This window comes from Desulfovibrio mangrovi (assembly GCF_026230175.1).
GTDB lineage: Bacteria > Desulfobacterota > Desulfovibrionia > Desulfovibrionales > Desulfovibrionaceae > Halodesulfovibrio > Halodesulfovibrio mangrovi.
Map to the genome: position 1 here is coordinate 3,699,923 of NZ_CP104208.1, position 25,506 is coordinate 3,725,428.

Annotated in this window: 19 protein-coding genes; 6 read left to right on the forward strand and 13 right to left on the reverse strand. The window is 57.6% G+C overall.

What is annotated here, in order from left to right:
* Window positions 1-79 precede the first annotated feature (79 nt).
* From N1030_RS16540 to N1030_RS16595, 12 genes are all read right to left on the reverse strand, one after another.
* Window positions 80-892 (reverse strand): ion transporter, encoded by an 813-nt coding sequence (locus N1030_RS16540; RefSeq protein WP_265826646.1) that lies wholly within the window; start codon window positions 890-892, stop codon window positions 80-82.
* A 39-nt stretch (window positions 893-931) separates the two neighbouring features.
* Window positions 932-1,678 carry a 2,3-diphosphoglycerate-dependent phosphoglycerate mutase gene (gpmA, locus tag N1030_RS16545; protein WP_265826648.1) on the reverse strand — a complete coding sequence of 249 codons (747 nt, stop codon included), beginning with the start codon at window positions 1,676-1,678 and terminating at the stop codon, window positions 932-934.
* Between the two features lie 23 nt (window positions 1,679-1,701).
* A complete protein-coding gene (locus tag N1030_RS16550) occupies window positions 1,702-3,096 on the reverse strand; it encodes a sigma-54-dependent transcriptional regulator (RefSeq protein WP_265826649.1) in 1,395 nt (464 codons plus the stop codon).
* Window positions 3,097-3,192: 96 nt separating this feature from the next.
* Window positions 3,193-4,572, reverse strand: coding sequence for an HD domain-containing phosphohydrolase (locus N1030_RS16555; protein WP_265826651.1), 1,380 nt, complete (start codon window positions 4,570-4,572; stop codon window positions 3,193-3,195).
* Between the two features lie 16 nt (window positions 4,573-4,588).
* On the reverse strand, window positions 4,589-5,530 hold the full coding sequence (locus N1030_RS16560; RefSeq protein WP_265826652.1) for a TIGR01777 family oxidoreductase: 942 nt from the start codon (window positions 5,528-5,530) through the stop codon (window positions 4,589-4,591).
* 76 nt (window positions 5,531-5,606) lie between these two features.
* Window positions 5,607-7,871 (reverse strand): sensor histidine kinase, encoded by a 2,265-nt coding sequence (locus N1030_RS16565; protein WP_265826654.1) that lies wholly within the window; start codon window positions 7,869-7,871, stop codon window positions 5,607-5,609.
* Window positions 7,872-7,885: 14 nt separating this feature from the next.
* The gene (locus N1030_RS16570; protein WP_265826656.1) at window positions 7,886-8,479 is read right to left on the reverse strand and encodes a DUF4390 domain-containing protein; all 594 of its coding nucleotides are present in this window, start codon (window positions 8,477-8,479) and stop codon (window positions 7,886-7,888) included.
* A 144-nt stretch (window positions 8,480-8,623) separates the two neighbouring features.
* Window positions 8,624-9,328, reverse strand: coding sequence for an ABC transporter ATP-binding protein (locus tag N1030_RS16575; RefSeq protein ID WP_265826657.1), 705 nt, complete (start codon window positions 9,326-9,328; stop codon window positions 8,624-8,626).
* Complete coding sequence (locus N1030_RS16580) at window positions 9,321-10,106, reverse strand: ABC transporter ATP-binding protein (protein ID WP_265826658.1); 786 nt, start codon at window positions 10,104-10,106, stop codon at window positions 9,321-9,323. The genes N1030_RS16575 and N1030_RS16580 overlap by 8 nt, the downstream gene beginning before the upstream one ends.
* Window positions 10,106-11,326 carry an ABC transporter permease subunit gene (locus tag N1030_RS16585; RefSeq protein ID WP_265829094.1) on the reverse strand — a complete coding sequence of 407 codons (1,221 nt, stop codon included), beginning with the start codon at window positions 11,324-11,326 and terminating at the stop codon, window positions 10,106-10,108. Before N1030_RS16585 ends, N1030_RS16580 begins: the two co-directional genes overlap by 1 nt.
* A 63-nt stretch (window positions 11,327-11,389) precedes the next feature.
* The gene (locus tag N1030_RS16590) at window positions 11,390-12,298 is read right to left on the reverse strand and encodes a branched-chain amino acid ABC transporter permease (protein WP_265826660.1); all 909 of its coding nucleotides are present in this window, start codon (window positions 12,296-12,298) and stop codon (window positions 11,390-11,392) included.
* 140 nt (window positions 12,299-12,438) lie between these two features.
* Window positions 12,439-13,557: a branched-chain amino acid ABC transporter substrate-binding protein gene (locus N1030_RS16595; protein ID WP_265826661.1), complete on the reverse strand. Its 1,119-nt coding sequence runs from the start codon at window positions 13,555-13,557 to the stop codon at window positions 12,439-12,441.
* Between N1030_RS16595 and N1030_RS16600 the strand changes: the two genes are divergently transcribed.
* The 3 genes from N1030_RS16600 to N1030_RS16610 all read left to right on the forward strand — a co-directional run bounded on the left by N1030_RS16600 (window position 13,557) and on the right by N1030_RS16610 (window position 18,294).
* On the forward strand, window positions 13,557-13,862 hold the full coding sequence (locus N1030_RS16600) for a hypothetical protein (protein ID WP_265826662.1): 306 nt from the start codon (window positions 13,557-13,559) through the stop codon (window positions 13,860-13,862). The two genes, N1030_RS16595 and N1030_RS16600, sit on opposite strands and share 1 nt — an antisense overlap.
* 266 nt (window positions 13,863-14,128) lie before the next feature.
* On the forward strand, window positions 14,129-15,253 hold the full coding sequence (locus N1030_RS16605) for an efflux RND transporter periplasmic adaptor subunit (protein ID WP_265826663.1): 1,125 nt from the start codon (window positions 14,129-14,131) through the stop codon (window positions 15,251-15,253).
* A 2-nt stretch (window positions 15,254-15,255) separates the two neighbouring features.
* Entirely contained in the window at window positions 15,256-18,294 is a 3,039-nt protein-coding gene (locus N1030_RS16610) for an efflux RND transporter permease subunit (RefSeq protein WP_265826664.1), read from the forward strand.
* A gap of 77 nt (window positions 18,295-18,371) precedes the next feature.
* Here N1030_RS16610 and N1030_RS16615 read toward each other — a convergent pair whose 3' ends face one another.
* On the reverse strand, window positions 18,372-20,540 hold the full coding sequence (locus N1030_RS16615; RefSeq protein ID WP_265826665.1) for a methyl-accepting chemotaxis protein: 2,169 nt from the start codon (window positions 20,538-20,540) through the stop codon (window positions 18,372-18,374).
* Window positions 20,541-21,001: 461 nt separating this feature from the next.
* On the opposite strand from N1030_RS16615, the gene N1030_RS16620 reads away from it, so the two are divergent.
* The 3 genes from N1030_RS16620 (at window position 21,002) to N1030_RS16630 (ending at window position 25,465) form a co-directional block, all read left to right on the forward strand.
* Window positions 21,002-21,241 carry a DUF4212 domain-containing protein gene (locus N1030_RS16620; RefSeq protein ID WP_420842817.1) on the forward strand — a complete coding sequence of 80 codons (240 nt, stop codon included), beginning with the start codon at window positions 21,002-21,004 and terminating at the stop codon, window positions 21,239-21,241.
* An 82-nt stretch (window positions 21,242-21,323) separates the two neighbouring features.
* The gene (locus N1030_RS16625) at window positions 21,324-23,099 is read left to right on the forward strand and encodes a sodium:solute symporter family protein (protein WP_265826668.1); all 1,776 of its coding nucleotides are present in this window, start codon (window positions 21,324-21,326) and stop codon (window positions 23,097-23,099) included.
* Window positions 23,100-23,347: 248 nt separating this feature from the next.
* Window positions 23,348-25,465, forward strand: coding sequence for a putative nucleotidyltransferase substrate binding domain-containing protein (locus tag N1030_RS16630; protein WP_265826670.1), 2,118 nt, complete (start codon window positions 23,348-23,350; stop codon window positions 25,463-25,465).
* Window positions 25,466-25,506 lie beyond the last annotated feature (41 nt).

The window sequence follows — 25,506 nt, forward strand, 5'->3', positions numbered from 1 at the left end:
CTGCGGCTGCGGCCAGCAGGGTGCGCAGTATGTCCATGCCGATCCTTTTACGCGGCGGCTCTGCGGCCTCCGGGTATCGTTACAGTTTTTCGCCGCAATACTTGCAGTATACGGCGTCTGCGTCATGTCCCTCTCGGTTGCAGGAAGGGCACACTTCCGTGCTGACTGTCTGCTGGGCAGTCTGGGGGCGGGCCATTTCGATGGTTATGATCCCCGTGGGCACGGCAATGATGCTGTAACCCAGAATCATGACCACTGAGGCTAGCCCCTGACCCAGCATGGTCTTCGGGGATATGTCCCCGTAGCCCACCGTGGTCAGGGTGACCACGGCCCAGTACACAGCGCGCGGAATGGAGGTGAAGCCGTTCTCTTCGCCTTCGATGACGTACATGAGGGCTCCGAAGAGAATGACCAGCGTCACCACCCAGAAGAAGAATACGGTGATCCGCTTCCGGCTGGCCCGCAACGCACGCAGGATGAGTGTGCCTTCATGTACATACTGTACGAGTTTGAGCACGCGAAAGACACGTAATACGCGTAAAACTCTCAAAACAGCAAAGAACTGCACGGCAGGAAAGGCCAGTATGAGCCATGTGGGCAGGATGGAGAGCAGATCGACAAGGCCGTAGAAACTGCGGGCATACCTGACCGGGTGATTAACACACCACAGGCGCAGCAGATATTCCACGGTGAACAGACCGGTAAACAGGAATTCCGCCCAGCGCAGCACTGGTGCGTAGGGGCTGGCAGCCGGTGTGGCGCTGTCCAGCATGACCACGGCCACGGAGCAGATGATGCAGGCTATGAGGGCGATGTCGAATGTGCGCCCAGCGGGCGTTTCTGCTTCGAATATGATCTCGTAGGCTCTCAGGCGCAGAGGGGATGCAGGCATGCCGAGTCGTGTTCTCCGTTGTTTTACCGTTGTTTCCTGCTACCTCGCCTTGCCCTGTGCCGCCACGGCGTTGGCTCTGGCTTCCGCTTCAGCAGGGTCGCCGAGGTAATAATGGCGGATGGGGCTAAGGTCGTCGTTCAGCTCATATACCAGTGGCAGGCCGGTGGGGATGTTCAGTTTCATGATGGCATCAGGCGTCATGGCATCCAGATGCATGACCAGCGCCCGCAGGCTGTTTCCGTGAGCGGCAATGAGTACGCGTTTGCCGGAGCGCATGGCGGGGGCGATTGTTTCGTGCCAGTATGGCAGCACGCGGGCAACCGTGTCCTTGAGGCTTTCGCACAGCGGCAGTTCGTCCGGCGTTACCTCTGCATAGCGGGGGTCCTTGCCGGGAAAACGGGCATCATCCGGGGTCAGGGCCGGAGGCGGCGTATCGTAGCTTCGCCGCCAGATGAGCACCTGCTCGTCGCCGTATTCACGTGCAGTCTCAGCCTTATTCAGACCTTGCAGCGCGCCGTAATGCCGTTCGTTCAACCGCCAGTGGCGATACACGGGCAGCCAGAGCAGATCCAGCTCCTCCTGCACGATGTTCAGTGTGCGGATGGCACGTTTGAGTACCGAGGTGTAGCAGACATCGAAGGACAGCCCTGCTTCCTGAATGAGCCGTGCGCCGTCCTTCGCTTCCTGCTCTCCGGCAGGGCTGAGGTCCACGTCGGTCCATCCTGTAAAGCGGTTTTCAAGATTCCAGGCACTTTGTCCGTGTCGCAACAAGACGAGGGTATGCATGGTATCCTCCGTGCCGCAGTATGCTACTCGGCAGTCTGAATATTGTATGATTTGAGCTTGCGGTAGAGATAGCTCCGCTCAAGTCCGATGGCTTCCGCCAGTTTGCTTATGTTGCCGTCGAATTCCTTGAGCTTGGATTCCAGAAAAGCCGCTTCAAAGGCATTGCGCGCGGCCTTGAAGTCTACAGCGCCCAATTCGATGGCGCCCGTATCCGTCGTGGGGGACGAGGCTGCCACAGGGGGGGTTGATGCGAATTCCGGCGGCAGGTCGAGTACGTCCACGGTCTGGCCGGCAAACATGATGAGCATGCGTTCCACGAAGTTCTTCAATTCACGTACGTTACCGGGCCATGGGTAGGCGAGCAGGCAGCGCTCGGCATCCTTGGAGAAGCTGATGGGCCTGAAGCCGTGCTCGCGGACCATGGTGTCGTGAAATTCGCGGATCAGGGTGAGAATGTCTTCTCCCCGGCTGCGTAGCGGAGGCAGCGAGAGGGGGAAGACCCGCAGGCGATAGTAGAGGTCTTCACGGAAGTTGCCCTTCTGGATTTCCTCTTCCAGATTCTTGTTGGTGGCGGCGATGACACGGACGTTAACGTGCATGGTCTTGTTGCCGCCAACCCGCTCAAAGCTTTGCTCCTGCAGGATGCGCAGGATTTTGGCCTGCGTCTTCATGCTCATATCGCCGATTTCGTCCAGGAACAGGGTGCCGTTGTCAGCCAGTTCGAATTTGCCGGTCTTGGCCTGATCCGCACCGGTGAAGGCCCCTTTTTCGTGGCCGAAGAGTTCGCTTTCAATGAGTTCTTCCGGAATGGCCGCGCAGTTCACGGCTACCAGTGCCTTGTCCTTGCGCTTTGACTGGGCATGGATGGAGCGGGCGGCAATTTCCTTGCCGGTTCCGTTCTCGCCGGTGATGAGAACCCATGCATCCGTGGGCGCGACGCGTTGGATCTGCTCGCGCAGCTTGACGATAGGGGCGGACTCTCCTGTCACGGTGACTGTCTGTTCGCTGGCGATGCGACTTTTCAGCGCCTGGTTTTCCTTGCGCAGGTTGTGAAATTCCAGTGCCTTGGCAGCGGCAATGACAACTTTTTCCAGCGAGAGGGGCTTTTCGATGAAGTCGTGAGCCCCGCGCTTGATGGCGTTGACCGCGGTCTCGATGTTCCCGTGGCCGGAGATCATGATCACTGGCAGGGAGCTGTCCCTATCCTTGATCTTGCCCAGCACGGTAAGCCCGTCCATGCCGGGCAACCAGATGTCCAGAAAGACAAGGTCCGGCTGTTCCACAACCAGCATGTCCAGTCCGGCTTCGCCGGTTTCCGCTTCCGATACCGTATGGCCTTCATCTTCAAGAATGCCCCGAAGGGAAAAACGTATGGCTTCTTCGTCGTCTATGATCAGTATGTGCGCTTTGCTCGGCATTACGCCCGCTCCGGAATTCGTTCTCTATAGTGTCAGTGTGGTGCCGGTGGAGGCCGGTCAGGAGCATCGGTTGCTCTCTGCGGCCAGTCCTCGGGGTCAGTCCTTCGGAAAGGTGAAGCCGACATCGAACAGGGCTATGCAGGCTTCGGCGGCATCCTTGTCGTAGGCGGTTCCAATACCGCTGCGCAATTCATCCAGTGCGGGCGGCAGCCCCAGTGAGGGGCGGTATGGACGATGGGAGGACATGGCCTCTACCACATCTGCCACGGCAAGTATCTTTGCTTCTTGTAGAATATCCTTCGCTGATAGTCCATTGGGATAGCCGGAACCGTCCAGCCGCTCGTGGTGCTGGTGTACGATATCTGCTACTGGCCAGGGGAAGCTGATCTGGCTGAGAATGTCGCGCCCAACCGTGGTATGGGTGCGCATCAGATCCATTTCCAGTCCGGTGAGTTTTCCCGGTTTTGCCAGGATTTCTGCGGGGATGTAAATTTTTCCAATGTCATGCAAGGTTCCGGCAACGCGGACGGCCTCAATGGATTCGCTGTGCAGGCCCAGCAGGTCGGCAATGGCGCAGGCGAGTTTGGCCACTCGGGTCTGGTGCCCTGCAGTGTAGGGGTCGCGCTTTTCCGCAGTGACGGCAAGCGCCAGCACGGTCTGTTCAAAGGTGCGGCGCAGTTGGCCCAGACTGGTTCTGAGCACCTCTTCCGACCGTTTCCTGTCGGTCGCGTCACGCAGCACGATGACCGAACCGGTGGTTTGGTCCAATGGGTCAATCGTTCCGGAAACCGAGATGTCCACAGGCACTATCCTGCCGGAGCGGGTCTCCACGGTGGCCGGCGAGGGCTGAGTGTATTGTCCGTTGCTGGCCTGTATGGTGCGGGTGGTGATGATCTGCCCCGTGCTGTCGTCCCGCACCCTGAACTGGTCGGAAAACAGTCTGCCGGTGGCCCGTTCTTCCGTGATTTCGAATATGCGGGCGGCGGCAGCGTTGATGATGGTCACAAAGCCTGAACCATCCAGCGTGATGACGGCGTCGCCGATGCTGCGCAGGGTTGTGGCGAACCAGCGTTCCTTGTTGCGGATGTCGCTTTCCATTCTGTGCTTGTAGAGCGCCATTTCAATGCAGGTGTGCAGTTCGCGGTCTTCGAACGGTTTGAGAATGTAGCCGAAGGGTTCCGTAATCATGGCGCGCCGCAGGGTCGCTTCGTCTGCGTGTGCCGTAAGGTAGATGACGGGAGCCGAAATCTGCTTGCGCAGCAGCGCCGCGGCGTCGATACCGTCAAGGGAACCGCTCAGGATGATATCCATGAGAATGATGTCCGGAGCAATGGATTCGGCGCGTTGCACCGCCTCTTCGCCGGAGGTGACCGTCACCAGCGTCGAGTAGCCGAGCTGCTGCAATCGTCTGCGTATGTCCAGCGCTATGACTGGCTCATCTTCGACGAGGAGTATGGTGATCGGTTTATCCTGCATGGTGTCACTCATGGGATCATGACGTCAGAATGTTGCGAAGGGCATCTTCCAGATCGGTGAAGCGGAAGTTGTAGCCGGTTCCGGAAAGCCTTCCGGGCAACGCAAACTGTCCTTGCAGTACCAGTTCCTCTGCCATTTCGCCGAGCATGAGGCGGAGCATGAATCCGGGAACGGGAAGCCATGACGGCCGGTTCATGACCCGGCCCAGCGCGCTGCAGAAGTCGCGCATGGTGACAGGAGTGGGGGCGGTGAGATTGTATGGCCCGGCACAGTCCTTGTTTTCAATGAGATGAGCGATCGCTCCGGCAGTATCGTCGCGGTGGATCCACGAAAAACCCTGTTGGCCGGTTCCCAGCGGGCCACCTGCGAAGTAGCGGAAGGGGGGGAGGAACTTTTGCAGCGCCCCTTCGTTCGGTCCCAGTACTACGCCGGTGCGGGTAATGATGCGGCGTATGCCCATCTGTTCAGCTTCGACAGTGGATGCTTCCCAGTCTTTGGCCACGGAGGCGAGGAACCCTTCGCCGGAGGGAGAAAACTCGGTATAGGCGTCAGGGCCAGCCAGCGTCTGTGAGCCGCCGTAGTAGCCGATGGCCGATCCCTGTACCAGCACTTCGGGCAGCACGGTCAATACGTTGAGCGCCTTGATCAGTACTTCCCCTGTCTGAACACGTGACAGGCGGATTCGCTGTTTCTGTTCTTCGGTCCAGCGCGCGGTGGCTATGTTTTCACCCGCGAGGTTGATTATGGCATCGGCGCCTTCGCAATACTTGGCCAGTGTATGGGGATCGTTTCCGTCCCAGAGGACAAAGGAAACGTCCATGGAGTGTCCCTGCGGAATGAGGAAGCGTCCTTTTTCGGGATTGCGGGATGGGATGACGACCTGCCATCCCTTGTCCAGCAGGAGGCCGGAGAGTGCCGTGCCGATGAATCCGCTTCCGCCGAGAATGACTGCACGCATAGATTTGTCCCTGTTTTCGTGTGGATAGAGTGCACGTCCCGTGTGCTCCGGTGACGCCGTTTAACAGTACCACACATTATGCCACAGGAAGCTCTACAGTGACAATGGTTCCTCCATTTTCAGCGTGATTTGCTCGCACATAGCCGCGGTGGTCGCTGACAATGGACTTTACGATGGTCAGGCCAAGCCCCGTACCACCTTTTTTGCGGGAGAAATAGGGCTCGAACAGGCGTGAGCGTTCTTCCTTGGTGAGGCCCGGGCCGTTGTCCGCAATGTCTACCCGGATCAGGCCGAGTTGCTTGTCATGCCGCAGCGTGACCGAGACTTTGGGATTGTCGCGGCCTTGCAGGACCTCGGCCGCATTGCTGATGATGTTCAGGAAGGCACGGTGCAGGGCCTCTCTGTCCATGGGGATGGTGGGGATGGCCGAAAGGAACTTGAGTTCCCATTCGATGTGGCTGTGGCTGTGCCGGAACAGCGAAACCAGCTCTTCGACAAGCGGTTCAATCTGGTCGGGCTTGGGCGTGACTTCGGGCAGTTTGGCGAAGGCGGAGAACTCCTGCACCATCTGCTGCAGGTGTTCCACCTGACGAACGATGAGGTCGGTGCACTGGTCGAAAACCGGATCGCCCACATCCTTGCCGTATTTGCGCTGCAAGCGCTGTGCGGAGAGCTTGATGGGCGTGAGCGGATTCTTGATCTCATGGGCGATGCGTTTGGCGACCTCGCGCCATGCGGCCATGCGCTGCATTTTTTCCAGTTCGGTGATGTCTTCGAACACGATGACAACGCCGTATTCTCCGGAGTCGCGCGAGGGCAGGCCCACCGCGTTGACCAGCAGCTTCAGTTCCCGGCCGCCGACGGAAAGATCCACCTGCCGCTGCCAGAGAGACTCCGGCATGGACGTGAAATGCAGGTACATGTCATCCACCAGTTCGGCATACTCTCCCTGCAGCAGTTCGCGGGCGCTCAGGCCAATGAGGTTGCGCGCCTCCACGCTGAAGATGGCGGAAGCGGCCTTGTTGAGCGTGGAAATGCTGCCGGAGGCGTCCAGCGAAATGACGCCGGCGGCAATGTTGTCCAGCACGGCTTCTATGTATCTGTTGCGCTGTTCCTTTTCGAAATTCTGGCGCCCCAGCTTGATATTGGCGTCAGTAAGGCGCGAGCGGCTCTGTTCAAGGTCCTCGGCCATGCGGTTGAATGACTGCACCAGCACGCCGAGTTCGTCGGTGGAGGTGTCTTCAAGACGCACTGCAAGGTCGCCCCGGGCGATGCGCTCCGTACCTTCGGCCAGCGCAAGTATGGGGGCGGCCAGTTCTTTGGCAAGCCGGAAGCCGAACCACATGGCGCCGAGAATGATGAGCAGGGTGAGCACACCGAGCACGAAATACAGCGTGACCTTGAGTGGATGTTTCAGCGTTTTGAGCTTCTTGTATTCCTCAACGCCGCGCACGATGCGGTCCAGCCGGAACATGACTCCCTGCCCCACGCTTTCCACCAGCACCAGATAGCCGGTTTTGCCTTCGTCAACCGGCATAACTCCTACGGCGTAGTCCGCGTCTGACCCCGGCCATATGAGCGACCAGAAAAGGGGCTGATTCTCAAGACTGTCCCAGTTGATGCGGGCCTTGGTTTCTTCCCAGACGTTGGAAATATCCTTTGGCCCGTGCCAGTTCTGCTCCTGCTTGTCGGGGCGGATGACGCCCACGAGGGTGAGATCGTATTCGGTCAGTTTATTGGAAAGGTACTCATCCATGGCCTTGCCGCCCCATGCGAAGCGGCGGCTGATGATTTCCTGAATCATGAACTCGCTGCGGTGCTTCAGCCTGTCCCGTGAATCCGCATAGATGGACTGGCCAACCTCCAGCGCCTGTTCCATGGAGTGCTCTACCTGATTTTTGAACCAGTAATCCACGGAGGTTTGCACAAAACGGGCGCTGACCAGAAACATGAGTACCGTGGGGAAGAGGGACAGGCACATGAAGGCCAGCACAAGGCGCGTGCGAAGCCGGGAACCGAGCACTCTGCGGCGGCGTTCCAGCATGAGCTTCACGCCGTTGCGGATAACGATGAACAGAACCAGCAGCAGGAGAATGAAGTTCAGGTTGAACAGGCCGAGAAAAAAGTATGAGTCCACCCCGAAATACGTGAGTTCAACCCACGTAAGGGCCACGACCATCAGAAAGGCGACGGCCGCAAGGATCAGCTCCCTCTGGCGGCGCTTGCGCTCGCGCGTATCCGCAACGCTTACGCGGATGGTGTCGCGGTGGGCAGCATCTTGGGTGGTCTGCCCGACGTTGTCATCCGAGTTGTGTCCGTTTTGTGTTTCGCGCGCGGTCATGGTGCCTTCGTGTGTCAGAAGGTGAAATTCATGGAATAGTGCATGGATGGGGCGATGTCCCAGGACCAGAAGAAGAGGGTCTTGGTGAGCCACGGGGGAACGTTGTCATTCTTGATGCGGATGTTCAGCTCCACGCGGTAGTCCCGTCCCCGTTCCAGCGCGGCAAGCTGGCCGAGGTTGATGGTCAGCTTTTCCCAAGTGTTTTCAAGCAGCTTGATGAGGCTGGTGTTCTTGTGCAGCGTGGTGTCATTTTCATGCACGATGACATATTCGCGGGTGAGCACGTCGTAGGTGAGCACACTGGTGAACTGCTGTCGGGTCAGGGTGCTTGCGAGCCAAAGAGTGCCGGGTTCTGAAAGGGTGGCTTCGCAGTCAAGCGTGACCTGAGAGCCTTCCTTGAGCATGAGGCGCAGGGGATCCAGCTCAGAAAAACCGATACCGAAACGGACGGCAATCTGTCCCTCGGAATTGTCGAGAACAAAATCGCGCAGGTGCAGTTGCTGGTCGGCTGCGGCGGAATGGAGCGGACACAGCAGCGTCGTCAGCGTCATGATGAGCAGGAGAAGGCCTGCATGTAGTGAGAGGCGATGGTGTGCGATGTTTGTCATGGGCTTGTGTTGTAACTGTGATAAGGCTGCGGAATAGTGTCATACCACTGACTGCTTGGCAACAGTTTGCGCGGAGGGACAGTGCCCGGTGCATAAAAAAAGGCGACCGTAAGGCCGCCTTTTTTCTTGTTGGTGGAGACGCGATTACAGACCCAGATAGGCCTTTTTCACGTCATCGTTGGAAAGCAGGCTGGCAGCGGAATCCTCAAGCGTGATTCTGCCGTTCTCCATCACGTATCCGCGGTGAGCGATCTTGAGCGCCTGGTTGGCGTTCTGCTCCACGAGGAACACGGTGGTGCCGCCTTCGTTAACCTTCCTGATGATGTCGAAGATCTGCTGGATGATGATGGGGGCAAGGCCCAGAGAAGGTTCGTCCAGCAACAGCAGGCGGGGCTTGCTCATGAGTGCGCGGGAAATGGCCAGCATCTGCTGTTCGCCGCCTGAAAGCGTGCCGCCCTGCTGCTTCTGGCGCTGAGCCAGAATGGGGAAGAGGTCGAACACGTAATCAAGGTCGCGCTTGATGCCTTCCTTGTCGTTACGCAGGAATGCGCCGAGATCCAGATTCTCCATGACCGTCAGTTCGGGGAAGATCAGTCGGCCTTCCGGTACCTGACTGATGCCGAGGCGTACGATCTCGTTGGCGCGCATCTTGTGAAGCAGCTTGCCTTCGAAGGTGATCTCGCCGGAGCGGGGCGGAGTGCCGCCGCAGATGGACATGAGCGTGGTGGACTTGCCTGCGCCGTTGGCGCCGATAAGCGTGACGATTTCGCCCTGCTCAATGTGCAGGTTGATGTCGCGCAGGGCGTGAATATTGCCGTAGTAGGTGTTGACGTTGGTAAGCTTAAGCATGGTCCTCTCCCAGGTACGCCTTGATGACTCGGGGGTCCTTGCTGATCTCGGCAGGGGTGCCATGCGCGATCATGCAGCCGTATTCCATGACATAGATGCGCTCTGAAAGGCTCATGACCATGCTCATGTCGTGTTCGATGAGCAGAATGGCCATATCCAGTTCGTCGCGGATACGCAGGACAAGCTGCTTAAGCGCTGCGGTTTCCTGCGGGTTCATGCCTGCTGCCGGTTCGTCCAGAAGAAGGAGCGAAGGCTCCGTCGCGAGGGCGCGGGCGATTTCCAGACGGCGCTGTTCGCCGTAGGGCAGGTTGCAGGCGAGATCATTGTAATGCTTGTGCAGGCCGATGTATTTGAGCAGGTCGTAGCTTCTGTCCACGATTTCCTGCTCTTCCTTCCGCACCGCCGGGGTTCGCAGCAGCGCGCCAAGGATGCCTGCCTTGGTGCGGCAGTGGCGTGCTATCATCACGTTTTCAAGAACGGTCATGTTCTTGAACAGGCGGATGTTCTGGAAGGTACGGGCCATGCCCAGTTCGGTAACAAGGTTGGGCTTCATGCCCTTGATCACGGTTTCGCTGCTGCCCTTGGGGGTGAAGCGCACTTCGCCTTCCGTGGGGACGTAGATGCTGGTGATGCAGTTGAAGAAGGTGGTCTTGCCGGCACCGTTGGGGCCGATAAGGGCCACGATTTCACCGGCGTCGATCTTCATGTCCACGTCGTTGAGGGCGCGCAGGCCGCCGAAGTTCTTGGAGAGGGAACGGACGTCGAGTACGGTAGCCATTACGCCTTCCCTCCTTCATCGGCGAGACTTGGATCGTTCACCGTGTATTTTTTACCCTTGGGGGCGATGAGCCCCTGCGGGCGGAAGATCATCATCAGCACCATCGCAACCGCGAATATGATCATGCGGTATTCGGAGAAGGCGCGCAGATATTCGGGCATGAGCACGAGGAATGCGGAGCCCAGAATGACGCCGAGGTTCGACCCCATGCCGCCCAGTACCACAATGGAGAGGATGATGGCGGATTCGAAGAAGGTGAAGCTCGCGGGGTTGATGAACGTGGTTTTGGCCGCAAAGATAACGCCCGCAAAACCGGCCCATGCGGTGCCGAGACCGAACGCCATGAGTTTGGTGTTCACGCGGTCGATGCCCATGGCCTGACAGGCGATTTCGTCTTCACGCAAGGCCTGCAGTGCTCGGCCGATACGGGAATCCTTGAGGCGTTGTACGGCGATGATGGTGATAATCGCCATGACCAGCACGATGTAATAGATGTAGATGTTGGCACCGGCAACGGTCAGTTCCTGGCCCATCAGGCCGGGACGGTGGATGCTGGAAATGCCGGAGGGACCGCCGGTCAGATCGCTCCAGTTTTCGAGAACCAGCCGGACGATTTCGCCGAAGCCAAGCGTGACGATGGCGAGGTAGTCGCCGCGCAGACGCAGTACGGGGAAGGCCAGAGCCACACCGGCCAGAGCTGCCATCACGCCGCCGATGGGCAGGGCGACCCAGAAGCCTATGCCGAAATAGTGGTTCAGCAGGGCGTAGGTGTAAGCGCCGATGGCGTAGAAGGCTGCATGACCAAGGAAGAGCAGGCCAGCCACGCCGACGATGATGTTCAGGCCAAGGCCGAGAATCACGTACAGCAGGAAGGAGATGAAGATGTTGGTCTGGTAGGTGCTCACCAGCCACGGCATGATCATGAACAGCGCCAGCGCGCCGCTGTAAACCGTGAAGGTGAAGCGCTTGTCCGAGCCCAGCCGGTCGGTGAAGGAGGGCTTGGCCGAGGTGGTCGCAGGGGCGGTCTTGACCAGTTCCTTGCGGCGCAGAGCCCAGCGCCAGACAAAGGAGAGGATGAAGCTCCCCACGGCGATATAAACCATATTCATCCACCGCCACTCTACCGTGTTTTCAATGGTGTTTACACGAATCACCATGAGCGGCAGGGTGAGGAACATGAACCAAACGCTGACGAGTAGCGATTTTTTCAGTTCTTGCATTGCTTGCATAATAAGTATCCCACACGCAGACGGGCTGCGTTCTCTATGTGCGTAAACGGGTTGCTACACCTTTTCCACAGGGGCTTTGCCCATGATGCCGGAAGGTCTGAAGATGAGGAACACGACCAGCAGGGTGAACGCGAACACGTCTTCATAGTCACTGGAAATGTATCCCGTGGCGAAGCTCTCTGCGAGACCGAGGAAGAGGCCGCCGAGCATTGCGCCGGGAATGGAGCCGATGCCGCCGAGAACCGCGGCGGTAAACGCCTTCACGCCGGCAATGAAGCCGATCATGAAGTTCACCTGTCCCACGTGGGAGGCGATGAGCACGCCGCCAAGCGCTGCAAGCGAAGAACCGATGATGAAGGTGATGGAGATGACCCTGTCGGCGTCAATACCGAGCAGCATGGCCATCTTGCGGTTCTGTGCGGTGGCGCGCATTGCCTTGCCCATTTTGGTGTACTTGATGAACAGGGTGAGGCAGGCCATGGCGACGGCGCTGGCTACAACGATGACGAAGTCGCTGGATCCGAAAATGTGTGCAACCGGATCAAGGAATTCGAATTCGGGGATCAGCGCCGGGAAGGGAAGAAAGTCGGAAGTCTGTGCCAGAATGACGTAGTTCTGGAGGAAGAGAGACATACCGATGGCGGAAATAAGGGGCGACAGACGGCCTGCGTTACGCAGGGGTTTGTACGCGATCTTTTCCATGGTGAAGCCGTACGCCGAGCAGTAGATGACGGCGACCACGGCTGCCATGAGCAGGATGGCAATGGCGGGGAAACCGTAGATGCCCAGAACGCCAGCTACTATGAGGGCGGAAAAAGCGCCGATCATGTAGATTTCGCCGTGGGCGAAGTTGATGAGCTCGATGATGCCGTACACCATGGTGTAACCGAGTGCGATCATCGCGTAGATGCTTCCGCGGGTAAGCCCGCCGAGCGCTAATTCAAAAAAGTAAGACCAATCCATAGTGACCTGTCCCGTCCGGATTCCCCCGCGCACCCCAACGACAACGGGGTGAGGGCGGGTCGTAACTCCGGCTTTTGAGTAAAGAAGCAGGGGACAGGCGTTGCCTGTCCCCTTGAGAATATCTCAACCAGTCGCAATAATTACTTGAGTTCTACGTACTTGCCGCTCTGAACCTGGTACATGGAGAAGCCAACGCCCACTGCATCGCCGCGGTCGTCGAACTTGATCTGGCCCACGGGGGTGTCGACCAGTTCTTCATGCAGAACCTTGGCCATGGCGTCGAACTTGGTGGAGTCGGCCTTGTCGATGGCGTTCAGCAGTGCCAGGGCAGCAGCGTAAGCGGAGTCGAAGAAGGCGCCGGGTTCGGTGCCGAACTGCTTCTTGTGTGCTTCAATGGCTTCCTTGTACAGGGCCAGACCGGAAACGTCGCGGGGACCGGAGGCGTAAACGCCTTCAGCATCGCCACCGGCAACCTTGATGAAGGTGTCGTCCTTAACGCCGTCATCGGATACGAAGGGGGTATCCATGCGCTTCTTGCGCATCTGGGCAACGATCTTGGAAGCTTCGGGATGGTAGCCGCCGAAGATGACTACGTCGGCGTTTGCACGACGGATCTTCTGCACAACGGCGGAGTAGTCCACGGCACCGGGGGTTACGCCTTCAAACAGAACCACTTCAGCCTGCTTGCCGTCTTCGATGAACTTCTTGGCGAAGTCTGCATAGCCCTTACCGTAGTCGCCCTTGTCGTGCAGCACGGCAATCTTCTTGGCCTTCAGGTTGTTGATGGCAAAATCAACGCCCAGCTTTGCCTGAGCGTCGTCAGATGCGATGGTACGGAAGAAGGTGGGGTATTCGCCGGACTGGGTCAGCGCGGGGTTGGTTGCGCTGGGGGACATGACCGGGATTTTGGCTTCGGTGTAAATGGGCAGGGCTGCCTTGGTGGCACCGGAGCAGATGTGGCCCAGAACGGCAACAGCGCCGTCGGAGATCAGCTTGGTGGCAACGTTGGTGGCCTTTTCAGGCTTGCACTCTTCGTCCTGAATGAGCAGTTCGATCATCTTGCCGTCGATGCCGCCCTTGGCGTTGATCTGTTCGACAACAATCTTGGCGGCGTTCATGGTAGGAATGCCGTAGGAGGCGAGGTCACCGCTGTGGGGACCGGCAACGCCGAGCTTGATGGTATCTGCAAAGGCGGGGCTGCAGAACATGGCGATGGCAAGGCCGGCAATGATACGCTTCTTAAGTCCCTTGAAATTCATTGGATCCTCCGAAATTAGCAGTGGCGGTACGAAAATGTGAAAAAACCCCAACTGAGGCTGCCGAACCGGTAAACTCCCAGTGTTTTTGCAGCAAGCAGCCTGAAAAATTTGTTTCGAGCCTTTTTGAACCTTTCGTCGTTGTTGTTGCTGAAAAGTGGAAAATTGTCAAAACCGGATGCCATAAAACCGCAAAATATGTCAATTTGCTGGCTGTTTCGTCGCTCAATATGACAGATTGCAACTTTATGAACTCTGTAGCCTGTCATGTGCAAGAGAGTGACCTGAAAAAGTACGAAATTGTCTGAATATGCCCTGCTGAATTTGTCTTGCTGTTATTGAGGGCGATGGGAAAAGTTGAAGGTTGCTTGCATATTTCTTTAAAACAGCCTGTAAAAATTGATGAAAAAATTGGCCGTTCAGGTCAGTGTCTCGGATGGTGATTCTTACAGGTGGTTCCGGCTGATCTTTGGCTTGTCTAATCAGCGGGATATGCTATTCTTCGTAGCCGGATAGCTGTATTGGGATGCCGTCGGCGTGTTCAGAGTGTCATTTCGTCAAGGAGAATCATACCATGGCTGTATATAGGTCTTTCATTTCAAGAATTTTGCCTGTTGTTCTTCTCAGTCTGCTGGCGGCGTGCTCTTCTTCGGAAGAAGCGCCCAAGGCCAAGGCGATCAAACCGGTGAAGGTGATGACTGTCGGGGAACGTGAGGCCGGAGTGCTCCGCGCTTTTCCCGGAGTGGTTGTAGCCGGTGATTCCGTCGATCTCGGATTCCGCGTTGCCGGTCAGCTGGCCGATTTTCCGGTCAGGGAAGGGCAGCAGGTGAAGGAAGGCGAGATTATCGCCCAGTTGGACAAGAAGGACTATATTACTTCGCTGCGCAACCTTGAATCCCGTCTTGGCGGGGCCAAGGCTTCTCTCAACGAAGCGCGTCTCAATTTTCAGCGTAATGAGCAGCTGCTGAAATCCGATACCATTTCCAGATCCGCATATGATACGGCCAAGGCACGGTATGAGAATACTGTTTCCGAGCTGGAGTCCCTTGAACAGCAGATCCGGCAGGCTCGTCAGAACGTTCAATATACGGAACTGCGTGCGCCGTTCTCCGGTACCATCGGCACCAAGTACGTGAAGAATTTCGAGAATGTGCAGATTCAGCAACCCATTGTGCGGCTGCAGAATCTGGATTCGCTGGATGTGGAAGTGCAGATTCCCGAGTTCGTGTTCATTCTCTTCAAGAATTACAAGGGAGCGACCACTCCTCCCGTAGTCCGCTTTGCTGCGTACCCCGACCGCGAGTTTACCGCACGGCTGAAGGAATACCAGACTGTGCCTAACGCCCAGACGCAGACATATACCGTGACCATGACGATTGATGCGCCCGCGGACATTGCCCTGCAGCCCGGCATGACGGCGGAAGTGCAGGGCAAGCTGCCTCCCACCATGGCGACCGAAGGCTACATGATTCCCTCCGCCGCAGTTTTCGGCGGAGAGGGGCAGAGCAAGCACGTATGGGTGCTGGGTGAAGATATGACCGTGCATTCCAAGGCCATTGTAACAGGAGAAATGCAGGGCACAGATATCATAATTTCCAGCGGCCTTGCTTCGGGAGAGCGTATTGTCACTGCCGGTGTGCACTATCTTGAAGAGGGACAGCAGGTCCGTATTCTTGAAGGGCCGGTAGGGGGGCAATAAACATGAATATTGCCGAGTTTTCCATACGCAAGCGGGTGAGTACGCTTGCCCTGACCTTTGCGCTGATTCTGGGCGGACTCGCCGCCTATACGTCCATGGGCAGGCTTGAGGATCCTGAATTCACCATCAAGGATGCGCAGGTCATCACCATGTATCCCGGCGCATCGGCACAGGAAGTGGCCGAGGAAGTGACAGAGGTGCTTGAGAGCGCGGTCCAGCAGATGGGCCAGCTCAAGCGTGTCACCTCCGTTTCCAAGCCCGGGGTTTCCACGATTACCGTCACCATCAAGGACGAGTACGGCAAGGAAAAGCTTGCCCAGGTCTGGGACGAGCTGCGCCGCAAGGTCGGCGACAGTGTCTCCTCGTTGCCGCCCGGCGCCAAGACGCCGCTCGTTGTCGATGACTTCGGCGACGTATACGGCATTTTCTTTGCCGTGACGGCAGACGGGTACAGCTACAAGGAACTCAAGGACTACGTGGACAACCTCCGCAAGGAGATGCTCGTGGTTCAGGATGTGGCCAAGGTGACCATCTGGGGCGCACAGCAGGAAGTGGTCTATGTCGAGATTTCGCGGGCCCGTCTGCGTGCTCTTGGCGTTTCCATGACTGATGTGCTGAACGTGCTTTCGCAGCGCAACCTCGTGACGGACGCCGGTCGTGTGCTGGTAGACCCCGAGTACATCCGTATTTCTCCGAGCGGCGGCATTTCCTCCGTGGACGATCTGGGCGACCTGTTCGTTACCGACGCCGGTTCCGGCAAGCTCGTGTACCTCAGGGATATCGCCACCATTTCCCGCGATTACATTGATCCGCCTCAGAAAATGATGCGCCAGAACGGCAAGATTGCGCTGGGTCTGGGTATTTCGCTTGCTTCGGGCGGCAACATCGTTGATCTGGGCGAGCGTGTGCGAGCAAAGCTTGCCGAGATGGATGCTGAAACCCCCGTGGGCATAGTCGTTGATCCGGTCTATTTCCAGCCGGACTACGTGACCAAGGCGGTAGACGGATTTGCCATAAGCCTGATTGAGGCGATCGTCATCGTCATCGGCGTGCTCATGGTCACCATGGGCCTGCGCAGCGGGCTCATCATCGGCGGCGTGCTGCTCATTACCGTTGCGGGCTCGTTCATTTTCATGACGATGATGGATATCCAGTTGCAGCGTATCTCGCTGGGGGCTCTCATCATTGCCCTCGGTATGCTGGTGGACAATGCCATCGTGGTGACGGAAGGGATGCTTGTGCGCATCCAGAAAGGCGAGAATCGCATAGCCGCAGCCGGAGAGGTGGTGCGCCAGAACATCTGGCCCCTGCTCGGCGCCACGGTCATAGCAGTCATGGCCTTTGCCGCCATCGGGCTTTCCGAGGATAACACCGGTGAGTACTGCGGCTCCCTGTTCTGGGTGCTGCTCATTTCGCTTATGCTGAGCTGGGTGACGGCCATTACCAGCACCCCACTGCTGTGCGAAATGTTCCTCAAGGGCGGGGGCGCTGGCGACAAAGACCCCTACGGCGGCATCATGTTCACCTTGTATCGGGGAATGCTGCGTTTCTGCCTGAACAACAGGTGGCTGACCATGGCCGTGATGGGCGGGTTGCTCGCCGCCTCCATTGTGGGGTTCGGCTTCGTCAAGCAGAGCTTCTTCCCTGATTCCACGCAGCCGCAGTTCTTCATCGATTTCTGGAAACCGGAAGGTACTGACATTCGTCAGACCAGTGCCGAATTGAAAGAGCTTGAAGCCAGAGTGCTTAAGGATCCGCGCGTGGAGTTCGTTTCCACTTTTGTGGGCGGCGGTGCTCCTCGTTTCATGCTGGTTTACGGTCCTGAGAAGGACTTCTCCAACTATGGCCAGTTGATCGTGACGGTGAAGGACTACAATGAGATTCCCGCCATGATCGAAGAATACAAGCAAAACCTGCAGGATGCTCACCCCGAAGCCTTCTTCAAGTTCAAGAAGGTGCGTCTCGGTCCGGGGCGTGACGACCCGATTGAAATACGTTTCAGCGGGCCAGACCCCGAGGTGCTGCGTACCATTTCCGCCGAGGCCAAGCGCATCATGCGTGAAAGCCCGAATGCCCAGGGCGTGCGCGATAACTGGCGCGAGAAGGTGAAGGTGCTTGAGCCCGTTGTTGCCGAAGCTGCTGCAAAGCGGGCGGGACTGGACAGGACGGATATTGCAAAGGCGTTGCAGATGGCCTTCTCCGGTTCCACGGTAGGCGTCTACCGCGAGGGAGATTCCCTGCTGCCCATCATAGCCCGTCCGCCTGCGGAAGAGCGGCTGGAAGTGGGGCGCATAGCCGACGTGCAGATATGGAGCCCTTCGCAGAAGGCCATGATTCCGCTCAATCAGGTGGTTTCCGGCTTCCGTACGGTCAACGACTACAGCCTGCTGCAGCGTCGTGACAGAAAGTACACTGTCACAGCTGCCTGTGAGCCTGTTTCCGGCCTTGCGAGCGTTCTCTTCAAGGACCTGCGGCCGCAGCTTGAGGCCATGCCCCTGCCTTCAGGGTATTCCATGGAGTGGGGCGGCGAGTACGAGGATTCCACCAATGCGCAGGAGGGACTGTCATCGTCCATTCCGCCCACGGTGGTGCTCATGGTGTTGATCACCGTCGTGCTCTTCAACTCCCTGCGGCCTCCGCTGATCATCTGGCTTACGGTGCCTCTCGCCATTATCGGCGTTACCTGCGGCCTTCTCGCAACGGGACAGCCCTTCGGCTTCATGGCGCTTCTGGGCTTCCTGAGCCTTTCGGGGATGCTTATCAAGAATGCCATTGTGCTGCTTGATGAGATTGCCGCCCAGATAAACGAGGGCAAGGAATCGTTCCATGCCGTGCTGGAAGCTTCTGTCAGCCGTATGCGACCGGTGCTCATGGCGGCGGGAACCACGGTTCTCGGTATGCTGCCCCTGCTGGGCGATGCCTTCTTCGTGGCTATGGCCGTTACCATTATGGCGGGCCTTACCTTTGCCTCTATCCTTACGCTGGTTGTTGTGCCTGTTCTTTACGTCATCTTCTACGGTGTGCGTGAGAGCAGAGCCTGACCACAAGGCAGCATGAACTGAAATTGAAAGCCCCGGCCTTTTCGGCCGGGGCTTTTTTGCTGTGAGGTGCGTAAACCTTATTGGCTCGCGGACTCCAGTTGCTGAATGAGCTTGCGCAGATCGGCAATCTGGCTTGCCAACTCCTGAATGGCGTCCGCCGCCTGTTCCATGCCCTGCGTCGTTTCGCCCACGATCATGGTCACTTCTTCCACGGAGCGGTTGATTTCTTCCATTGCAGCCGACTGTTCTTCCGCGGCAGTAGCAATGCCGGACACCTGACTGGCCGTGTCGTCCACCAAAGTCACAATGGCTGAAAGTGCTTCGCCTGAACTTTTGGCCTTTTCCGTGGCCACTTGGACGGCCTTGGCTGCCTTGTCCACATGTCCAATGTTCAACGTGGCGGAGGACTGGATGCTGTGGATGCGTTCGCCGACTTCCTTGGTTGCGGTCATCGTTTTTTCGGCAAGTTTGCGTACCTCGTCCGCAACCACTGCAAAGCCGCGTCCTGCTTCGCCAGCGCGGGCGGCCTCGATTGCTGCGTTCAGGGCCAGCAGGTTGGTTTGATCTGCAATATCCGAGATAACGGTAAGAACTTGTCCAATGGAATCGGCCTGAGAGCCGAGGTCTCGCATGTTATCTTTGAGGGTGGCGGCCATTTTGTTCACGTCATCTATGGCGGTAATGACCTGTTGAACGACGACTGCGCCTTCGGATGCCTTGTCCTTGGCTGAACCTGAACTATCCGCGGCGTTGCTGGAATTTTTAGCTACCTCGTTGACCGTGGCGTTGATTTCTTCCATGGCAGTCGCGGTTTCCTGCATTCTGTCGCGCTGGATACTGGCCCCTGAGCTTACCTGATCAACCTGTGCGGTCAATTCTTCCGAGGCAGAAGAAACCCGCTCCGATATGGTGCTGGCCTGATCGGCAATGTCCTTCATTCGCTCAAGCAGGGCTGCGACACGTCGTTGCTGCTCCTCGGACTCTGTCAAGGCCGTGCGGGCGCGGGTTGCCTGTTCTTCGGCTTCCAGACTTTTGGTTTGGGCCTCTTCCATTTTGCTCTTCAAATTATCCACCATGATGGTGATGGCGTTATGAACCTGTGCAATTTCGGCCTTGAACGTTCCTTCGGCCTTGGCTTGCAGGTTGCCCCGGGACACTTCGTCGGCGAAGTGCTGGATCTTGCTCAAGGGGTGCAGCAGTTCTCGCCTGAGAATGAACAGTGTGCTGATTACAACGATGATCAGTACAATGAAACCGGCAAGGAGCATGGCATTACGTAACGTTGAAATGGCTGCAAAAGCTTCGGCCTCGTCAATTTCTGCAATAAGTGCCCAGTTTGTGTCGAAGAGGTTCAGTGGGGTGAACGAAGAAAGAACCGGATTGCCGTTGTAGTCGATTATGATGCGGGTGTCTGATTTTCCTGCCAGAGCATCGCGAGAGGCCTCCGTATCCACTGAACCCTTTGAGGGGTTTTTGAAGGAGGCAATAACCGAGTGGTTATCCGGATCAAGAAAGGAATCAGACCTCATCAGTTTATCCGGCCCGACCAGATAGGTCTCGCCGGTTTGCCCCAGGCCGTCGCGCAACTGCATAAGATTGTTTATCTTGTCCAGAGGGACCTGGAGAATGACTGTGCCCACCGTTTCCCCTTTGTTCTTCAGGGGGGCTCCTATGAAAGCTGCTGGTGCCCCTTTGGAGGGGGCGTAAGGGGCAAAGTCGGCAAAGGCTGTTTCGCCTTGCATTGCCCGCTTCCAGACTTTGCCGATACCGCTGGAGGAAAGCTTGCCGCGGGCAAGGTCCTGTCCGAGGTCTGGTTCCTTGGTAACACTGAAAAGTATGCGCCCTCTGTCATCTGTAATGAATGCGTCATAGTAGCCTGCATCTTCAACCCAGTAGTCGAACTCTCCAAGGGCGTTTTTGTGAAGGGTATTGTATTCGGCACTTGAGATGTTGACGTTATCTCCGTTCATGCCGCCGGAGCTATCTGCGTAGTCAATGAATTTGCTGAGGTGCTCTTTGGCGGTCTGTGAGTGGGCGAATGACACTATGTTTGCCCGCCACATTTCAGTCAGCTCACTTGCTGAATGCTTCTTGATTTCTCGTATGGAAACGAGTTGTCCAAAGAAACCTTTCTCAAGACTTGAAGCGGCAATGTTGTATGCGTAGAGCCCCATGGCCATGAGAGGAAGCAAACCCACGAGAAGACAGAAAGCAATCATTTTTGTCTTTAGTGTAATATTCTTCATTTCTTGGCCTCCGGAAGGATGGGGGCGTTTGCTACCCACGGTTATGTATTGATGTGTCTGTTGCGTGACAAATAATGATATGCATAACGGGCCGTAGTTGTGGATGTTTCCTTGCAGGCATGTAGCCCTGTTGTGCATGCTGCAAGGGGTTCCGGGCAGAGTTGCTTGAATTAATTGGCGGGCTCATTGGGTTGATTGAGCGCACCGCTATCTTTAATTCTATATTGTCGTCCATCTGTCGGACGCTATTATATCCTCTCCCATGATCGGTCGCAGGCAGCCGGTGAGTGGCTGCTCCTTTCCGTTTACCCTTCCGCCATGTCCATCATGCCGTTCACCGAAGAGCACGTGCAAAGCTGCTTTTTCTTTTCTATAGGGATAACTGAGCGGGTCCTGCCGGATGGTCCGGCACAGGGCAGAGCAGCAATCTGCAACAAGCGAGGTGCCGTATGAAACCGGACATGAAAGCGTACTGGAAAACAAACATCGGTTACATGGCTGTACTGCTGTCCATCTGGGCACTGGTCTCCTATGTGTTCGGCATTGTGCTTGTGAACGAGCTGAACGCAATCAAGATGGGCGGGTTCCCTCTGGGGTTCTGGTTTGCACAGCAGGGGTCTATCTACGTCTTTGTCATTCTGATCTTCGTCTACTTCCTGCTCATGCGTCGACTCGACCGGAAGTATGACATCGATGAATAGCGCTACCCGCGCAATGCGTCTCCCCGACAGGGGGACAGGCGGGAAACAAACGTGAACAAGCAGCAATGACGGAGAGTGAGCAATGAGTATCCAGATATGGACCTACATCATGGTCGGCGCAACTTTCGCCGTATACATGGGCATCGCATGGGCAAGCCGCGTACGTGATACCAAGGGCTTCTACGTGGCGGGCGGCGGGGTGCCGCCTCTGGCAAACGGCATGGCAACGGCGGCGGACTGGATGAGCGCCGCCTCCTTCCTCGGCATGGCCGGGCTTATTTCCTTCTATGGGTATGCAGGCTGTATGTATCTGATGGGCTGGACGGGCGGTTACGTGTTGCTTGCCCTGCTTCTGGCCCCGTATCTGCGTAAGTTCGGCAAGTTTACCGTGCCGGATTTTGTTGGCGACAGATATTACTCCGGCACGGCGCGACTGGTGGCGCTTATCTGTGCGGTCTTTGTGTCGCTTACCTATGTTGCAGGACAGATGCGCGGCGTGGGCATCGTGTTCAGCCGCTTCCTTGAGGTGGACGTGAACACCGGCGTGTTCATCGGTATGGCCATTGTGTTCTTCTATGCCGGAATCGGCGGCATGAAGGGCATCACCTGGACGCAGGTGGCACAGTACGCAGTGCTTATCGTGGCCTTCCTCATTCCTGCCGTGGCCATTTCCATGAAGATCACGGGAACACCCATTCCGCAGCTGGGTTTTGGTTCCGCCATTGCTTCCGGACCTGACGCGGGCATCTATCTGCTTGAAAAACTCGACCAGATCGGTACGGACCTCGGCTTTTCGGCATACACCACGGCCTTTGGCGCAGGCAGCAAGCCCATGATCGACGTATTCTGCATCACCATGGCACTCATGGTGGGCACCGCCGGTTTGCCCCACGTTATCGTTCGCTTCTACACGGTGCCTACGGTTCGCGGCGCACGTCTTTCCGCCGTATATGCCATCCTGTTCATTGCCATATTGTATACCACGGCTCCTGCTGTGGGGGCTTTTGCCCGGTACAACCTGATCAACTCGCTGAACGATGTGGCTTATACGCAGGCACCCAGCTGGTTCAAGAACTGGGAAAAAACCGGCCTTATCGCATGGCTGGACAAGAACGGCGACGGTATTGTGCAGTTCCGCAAGGGCGATGCCTTCAAAGGCAAGCCGGTGTTTTCCGGTGAAATTGGCAGAGACGGACAGCGTGTTGTGACCAACGCTCCCGTTGACAGCCCCAACGAACTGTATGTGGACCGCGACATCATCGTGCTGGCTAACCCTGAAATCGCCAACCTGCCTCCGTGGGTTATCGCGCTGGTGGCCGCCGGTGGTCTTGCAGCAGCCTTGTCCACGGCATCCGGCCTGTTGCTGGTTATTGCTTCCAGCATCTCGCATGACTTCTACTACCGCATGGTCAATAGGCAGGCTTCGGAAAAGCAGCGGCTGCTTCTCGGGCGTATCATGATCGGCGTGGCCGTGTGTATCGCCGGTTACTTCGGCATCAACCCGCCCGGCTTTGTGGCACAGGTGGTGGCATTGGCCTTCGGGCTTGCGGCGTCCTCCTTCTTCCCCACGCTGGTGCTCGGCATCTTCTGGAAGCGCGCCAGCCGTGAAGGGGCCATCGCAGGCATGGTCAGCGGTATCGGGTTCACCATGCTCTACATCGTGCAGACCAAGTTCATGGGCGTTGCTCCCTGGTTCATGGGGATCAGCCCCGAGGGTATCGGCTGTGTGGGCATGATCATCAACTTTGTGGTAACGATAGCAGTATCGCATATGACTTCCGCACCTCCCCAGGAAGTGCAGGACATGGTGGAATCCATCCGCATCCCGCGTGGTGCCGGAGCCGCCATAGATCATTAGAACTGATTCGCGTGTCCCGTGCTACGCGCACTCCCTGATAGCGCGGGGGCGGAACTGGTTCCGCTCCCGCCGTCACGGGAACCGGCGGCACGGGCAAGGTGGAGTGCAGTGAGACTGGCTGCATGTTTCAGGACAACCTCCCTGCAAGACAGGGGGCTGGACAGGGAAGAGCCTGCAGCGGGCCGATAAGCCTTTCGGGCCAACTGCGCAGGCTCCGGTAACGGCAAGCGCAAACAGGGAGAAAGCACATGGCAGACCCATCCAGACAGCCACAGTTGGCATTGGACTTTCTGCGCGGCACGCTGCCGTTCAGTGAGCTTTCTGCCGATGTGCTCGGCTGGCTCGCCAAGGCCTGTTCTGTTGATTTCATGCCCTCAGGCACCCGTCTTTTCGAGCGCGGACGTACCCGTCCCGACAGGTTGTGGCTGGTGCAGAAAGGGGCGGTGCGGCTCACAGGCGGTCCTGATGCCGAATCTACTCCCCAGACTGCTGCTGGCGAAGGCAGGCAGGGTAACGCCTCCGGGGAAGTCTCCGGTTCCGACTCGCTGACCGACGTGCGGGGCGAAGGCGCTTCCGTGGGAGCAGTGGCGCTTATGGATGGCGGCTTTGCCACCGCTGATGTGGAAACGGTGGAAGATACGTTCTTTATCACCATTCCCCGGGCTGTCTTCCTTGAGCTGGTGGAGCGCGAGCAGGTTGTTTCGCAATACTACATGAAGGGATTGCCCGAGAGGTTCGTTTCCAAGGCCTTTGCCGAAATGCGCGTTCGATGCGAAGGGCTTGCGGACGAGAAAGGGCTTTACCTTTTTGCCAGCCGGGTGGGTGATCTTGTCTCCCGTCCCCCGGTAAGCGTCGTGCGCGGCACTTCGCTCAGGCAGGCGGCCGCCTGCATGGTGGAGCAGGGCGTAGGGTCGCTGCTTATTCGCGAAGGTGCTTCAGAGGCTGTCCTGCCTGCCGAGCAGGAGAGCGGCAACGGTCTTTCCATGGTGCTCGGCGAAGACTGGGACGAGCGGCTCGGCAACCTGACGGCGGCAAACTGGAGTGGCGGAGAGCGGCTTGCGGATGATTCGGACGGCGAGATCATCGGCATTGTCACCGACTCCGATCTGCGCAAGGCTGTGTCGTTGTGCATGGACTACGGCGCACCCGTGGAAACGCTGATGAACGCGCCGGTTGTCGCCATGGATGCCGAGCGTCCCTGCTTCGACGGATTGCTGGAGATGATGCGGCGGCAGATTCACCACCTGTGCGTTACACGCAACGGGCGCATCGTGGGGGTGATAACCGCGCACGACATCATGGTCATGCAGGGGCGCACTCCCATGTCGCTGTTCCGCGAGATCATGCACCAGCGTACACTGGAGGGCCTGCATCCCCTCGGGCAGCGGGTGGCCCACGTGGTGCGCGGGCTGGTGGAGGAAGGTGCCCGTGCCGGTGCCATCACCCGCATGATCACCGTGTTCAACGACCTGATGCTGGAAAAGGTGCTTTCGCTGCTGCAGCGCGAACTCGGGCCCGCTCCTGTGCCGTTCTGCTGGATGTGCATGGGCAGCGAAGGCCGCCGCGAGCAGACGTTCATGACCGATCAGGACAACGCCCTGATCATCCGCGACACGGAAGATCCGGTTATCAGACGGGCTGCGGAATTTTACTTTGCCGCTTTTGCCGAGCAGGCCGTGCACCATCTGGATGCCTGCGGTTTCAAACGCTGCAAGGGCGACATGATGGCCAGCAATCCGCGTTGGCGGATGGAACAGGCTGGTTGGGCAGAGCTGTTCGGCAACTGGATTCGCAGGCCGGAGCCGGAGCAGGTGCTCAACTCATCAATTTTCTTTGATTTCCGTTCAGGCTATGGGCGTTCGGATTACGTGGACGGCCTGTGGCGTCAGGTGCTGGACGATGCCGCCTCCAACGAACTGTTTCAGCGGCATCTGGCAGCGGATTGCCTGCGCATGCGGCCCCCGCTCAGCTTCTTCCGCAGCTTCATTGTGGAAAAGGACGGCCAGCACCGTAACACGCTGGACCTGAAAAAGCGCGGCGGCCTGCCGTTCGTGGATTTTGCGCGGGTCATGGCGTTGCGCCATGGCTTACGCGAAACGAACACCATGGACCGTCTGCTCGCGCTGGAAGCGGCAGGGCATGTGCCTGCCCAGCTCGGGCGCGAGGCCCGCGATGCGTACGAGTTCGTCATGCATCTGCGGCTGGTGCATCAGGTGGGGCAGATAGAGCGCGGTGAGCAGCCGGACAACCATATCAACCCCGCAACCCTCACGGACCTCGAAAAGCAGACGCTCAAGGAAGCTTTTGCGGTGGCGGTGCGGTTGCAATCCTTCCTCAAGGAAATGTTCCACATGCACATGGGATAGGCCCTGATCATCAAACCTGTAACAGCCCAATGGGAAAGGAC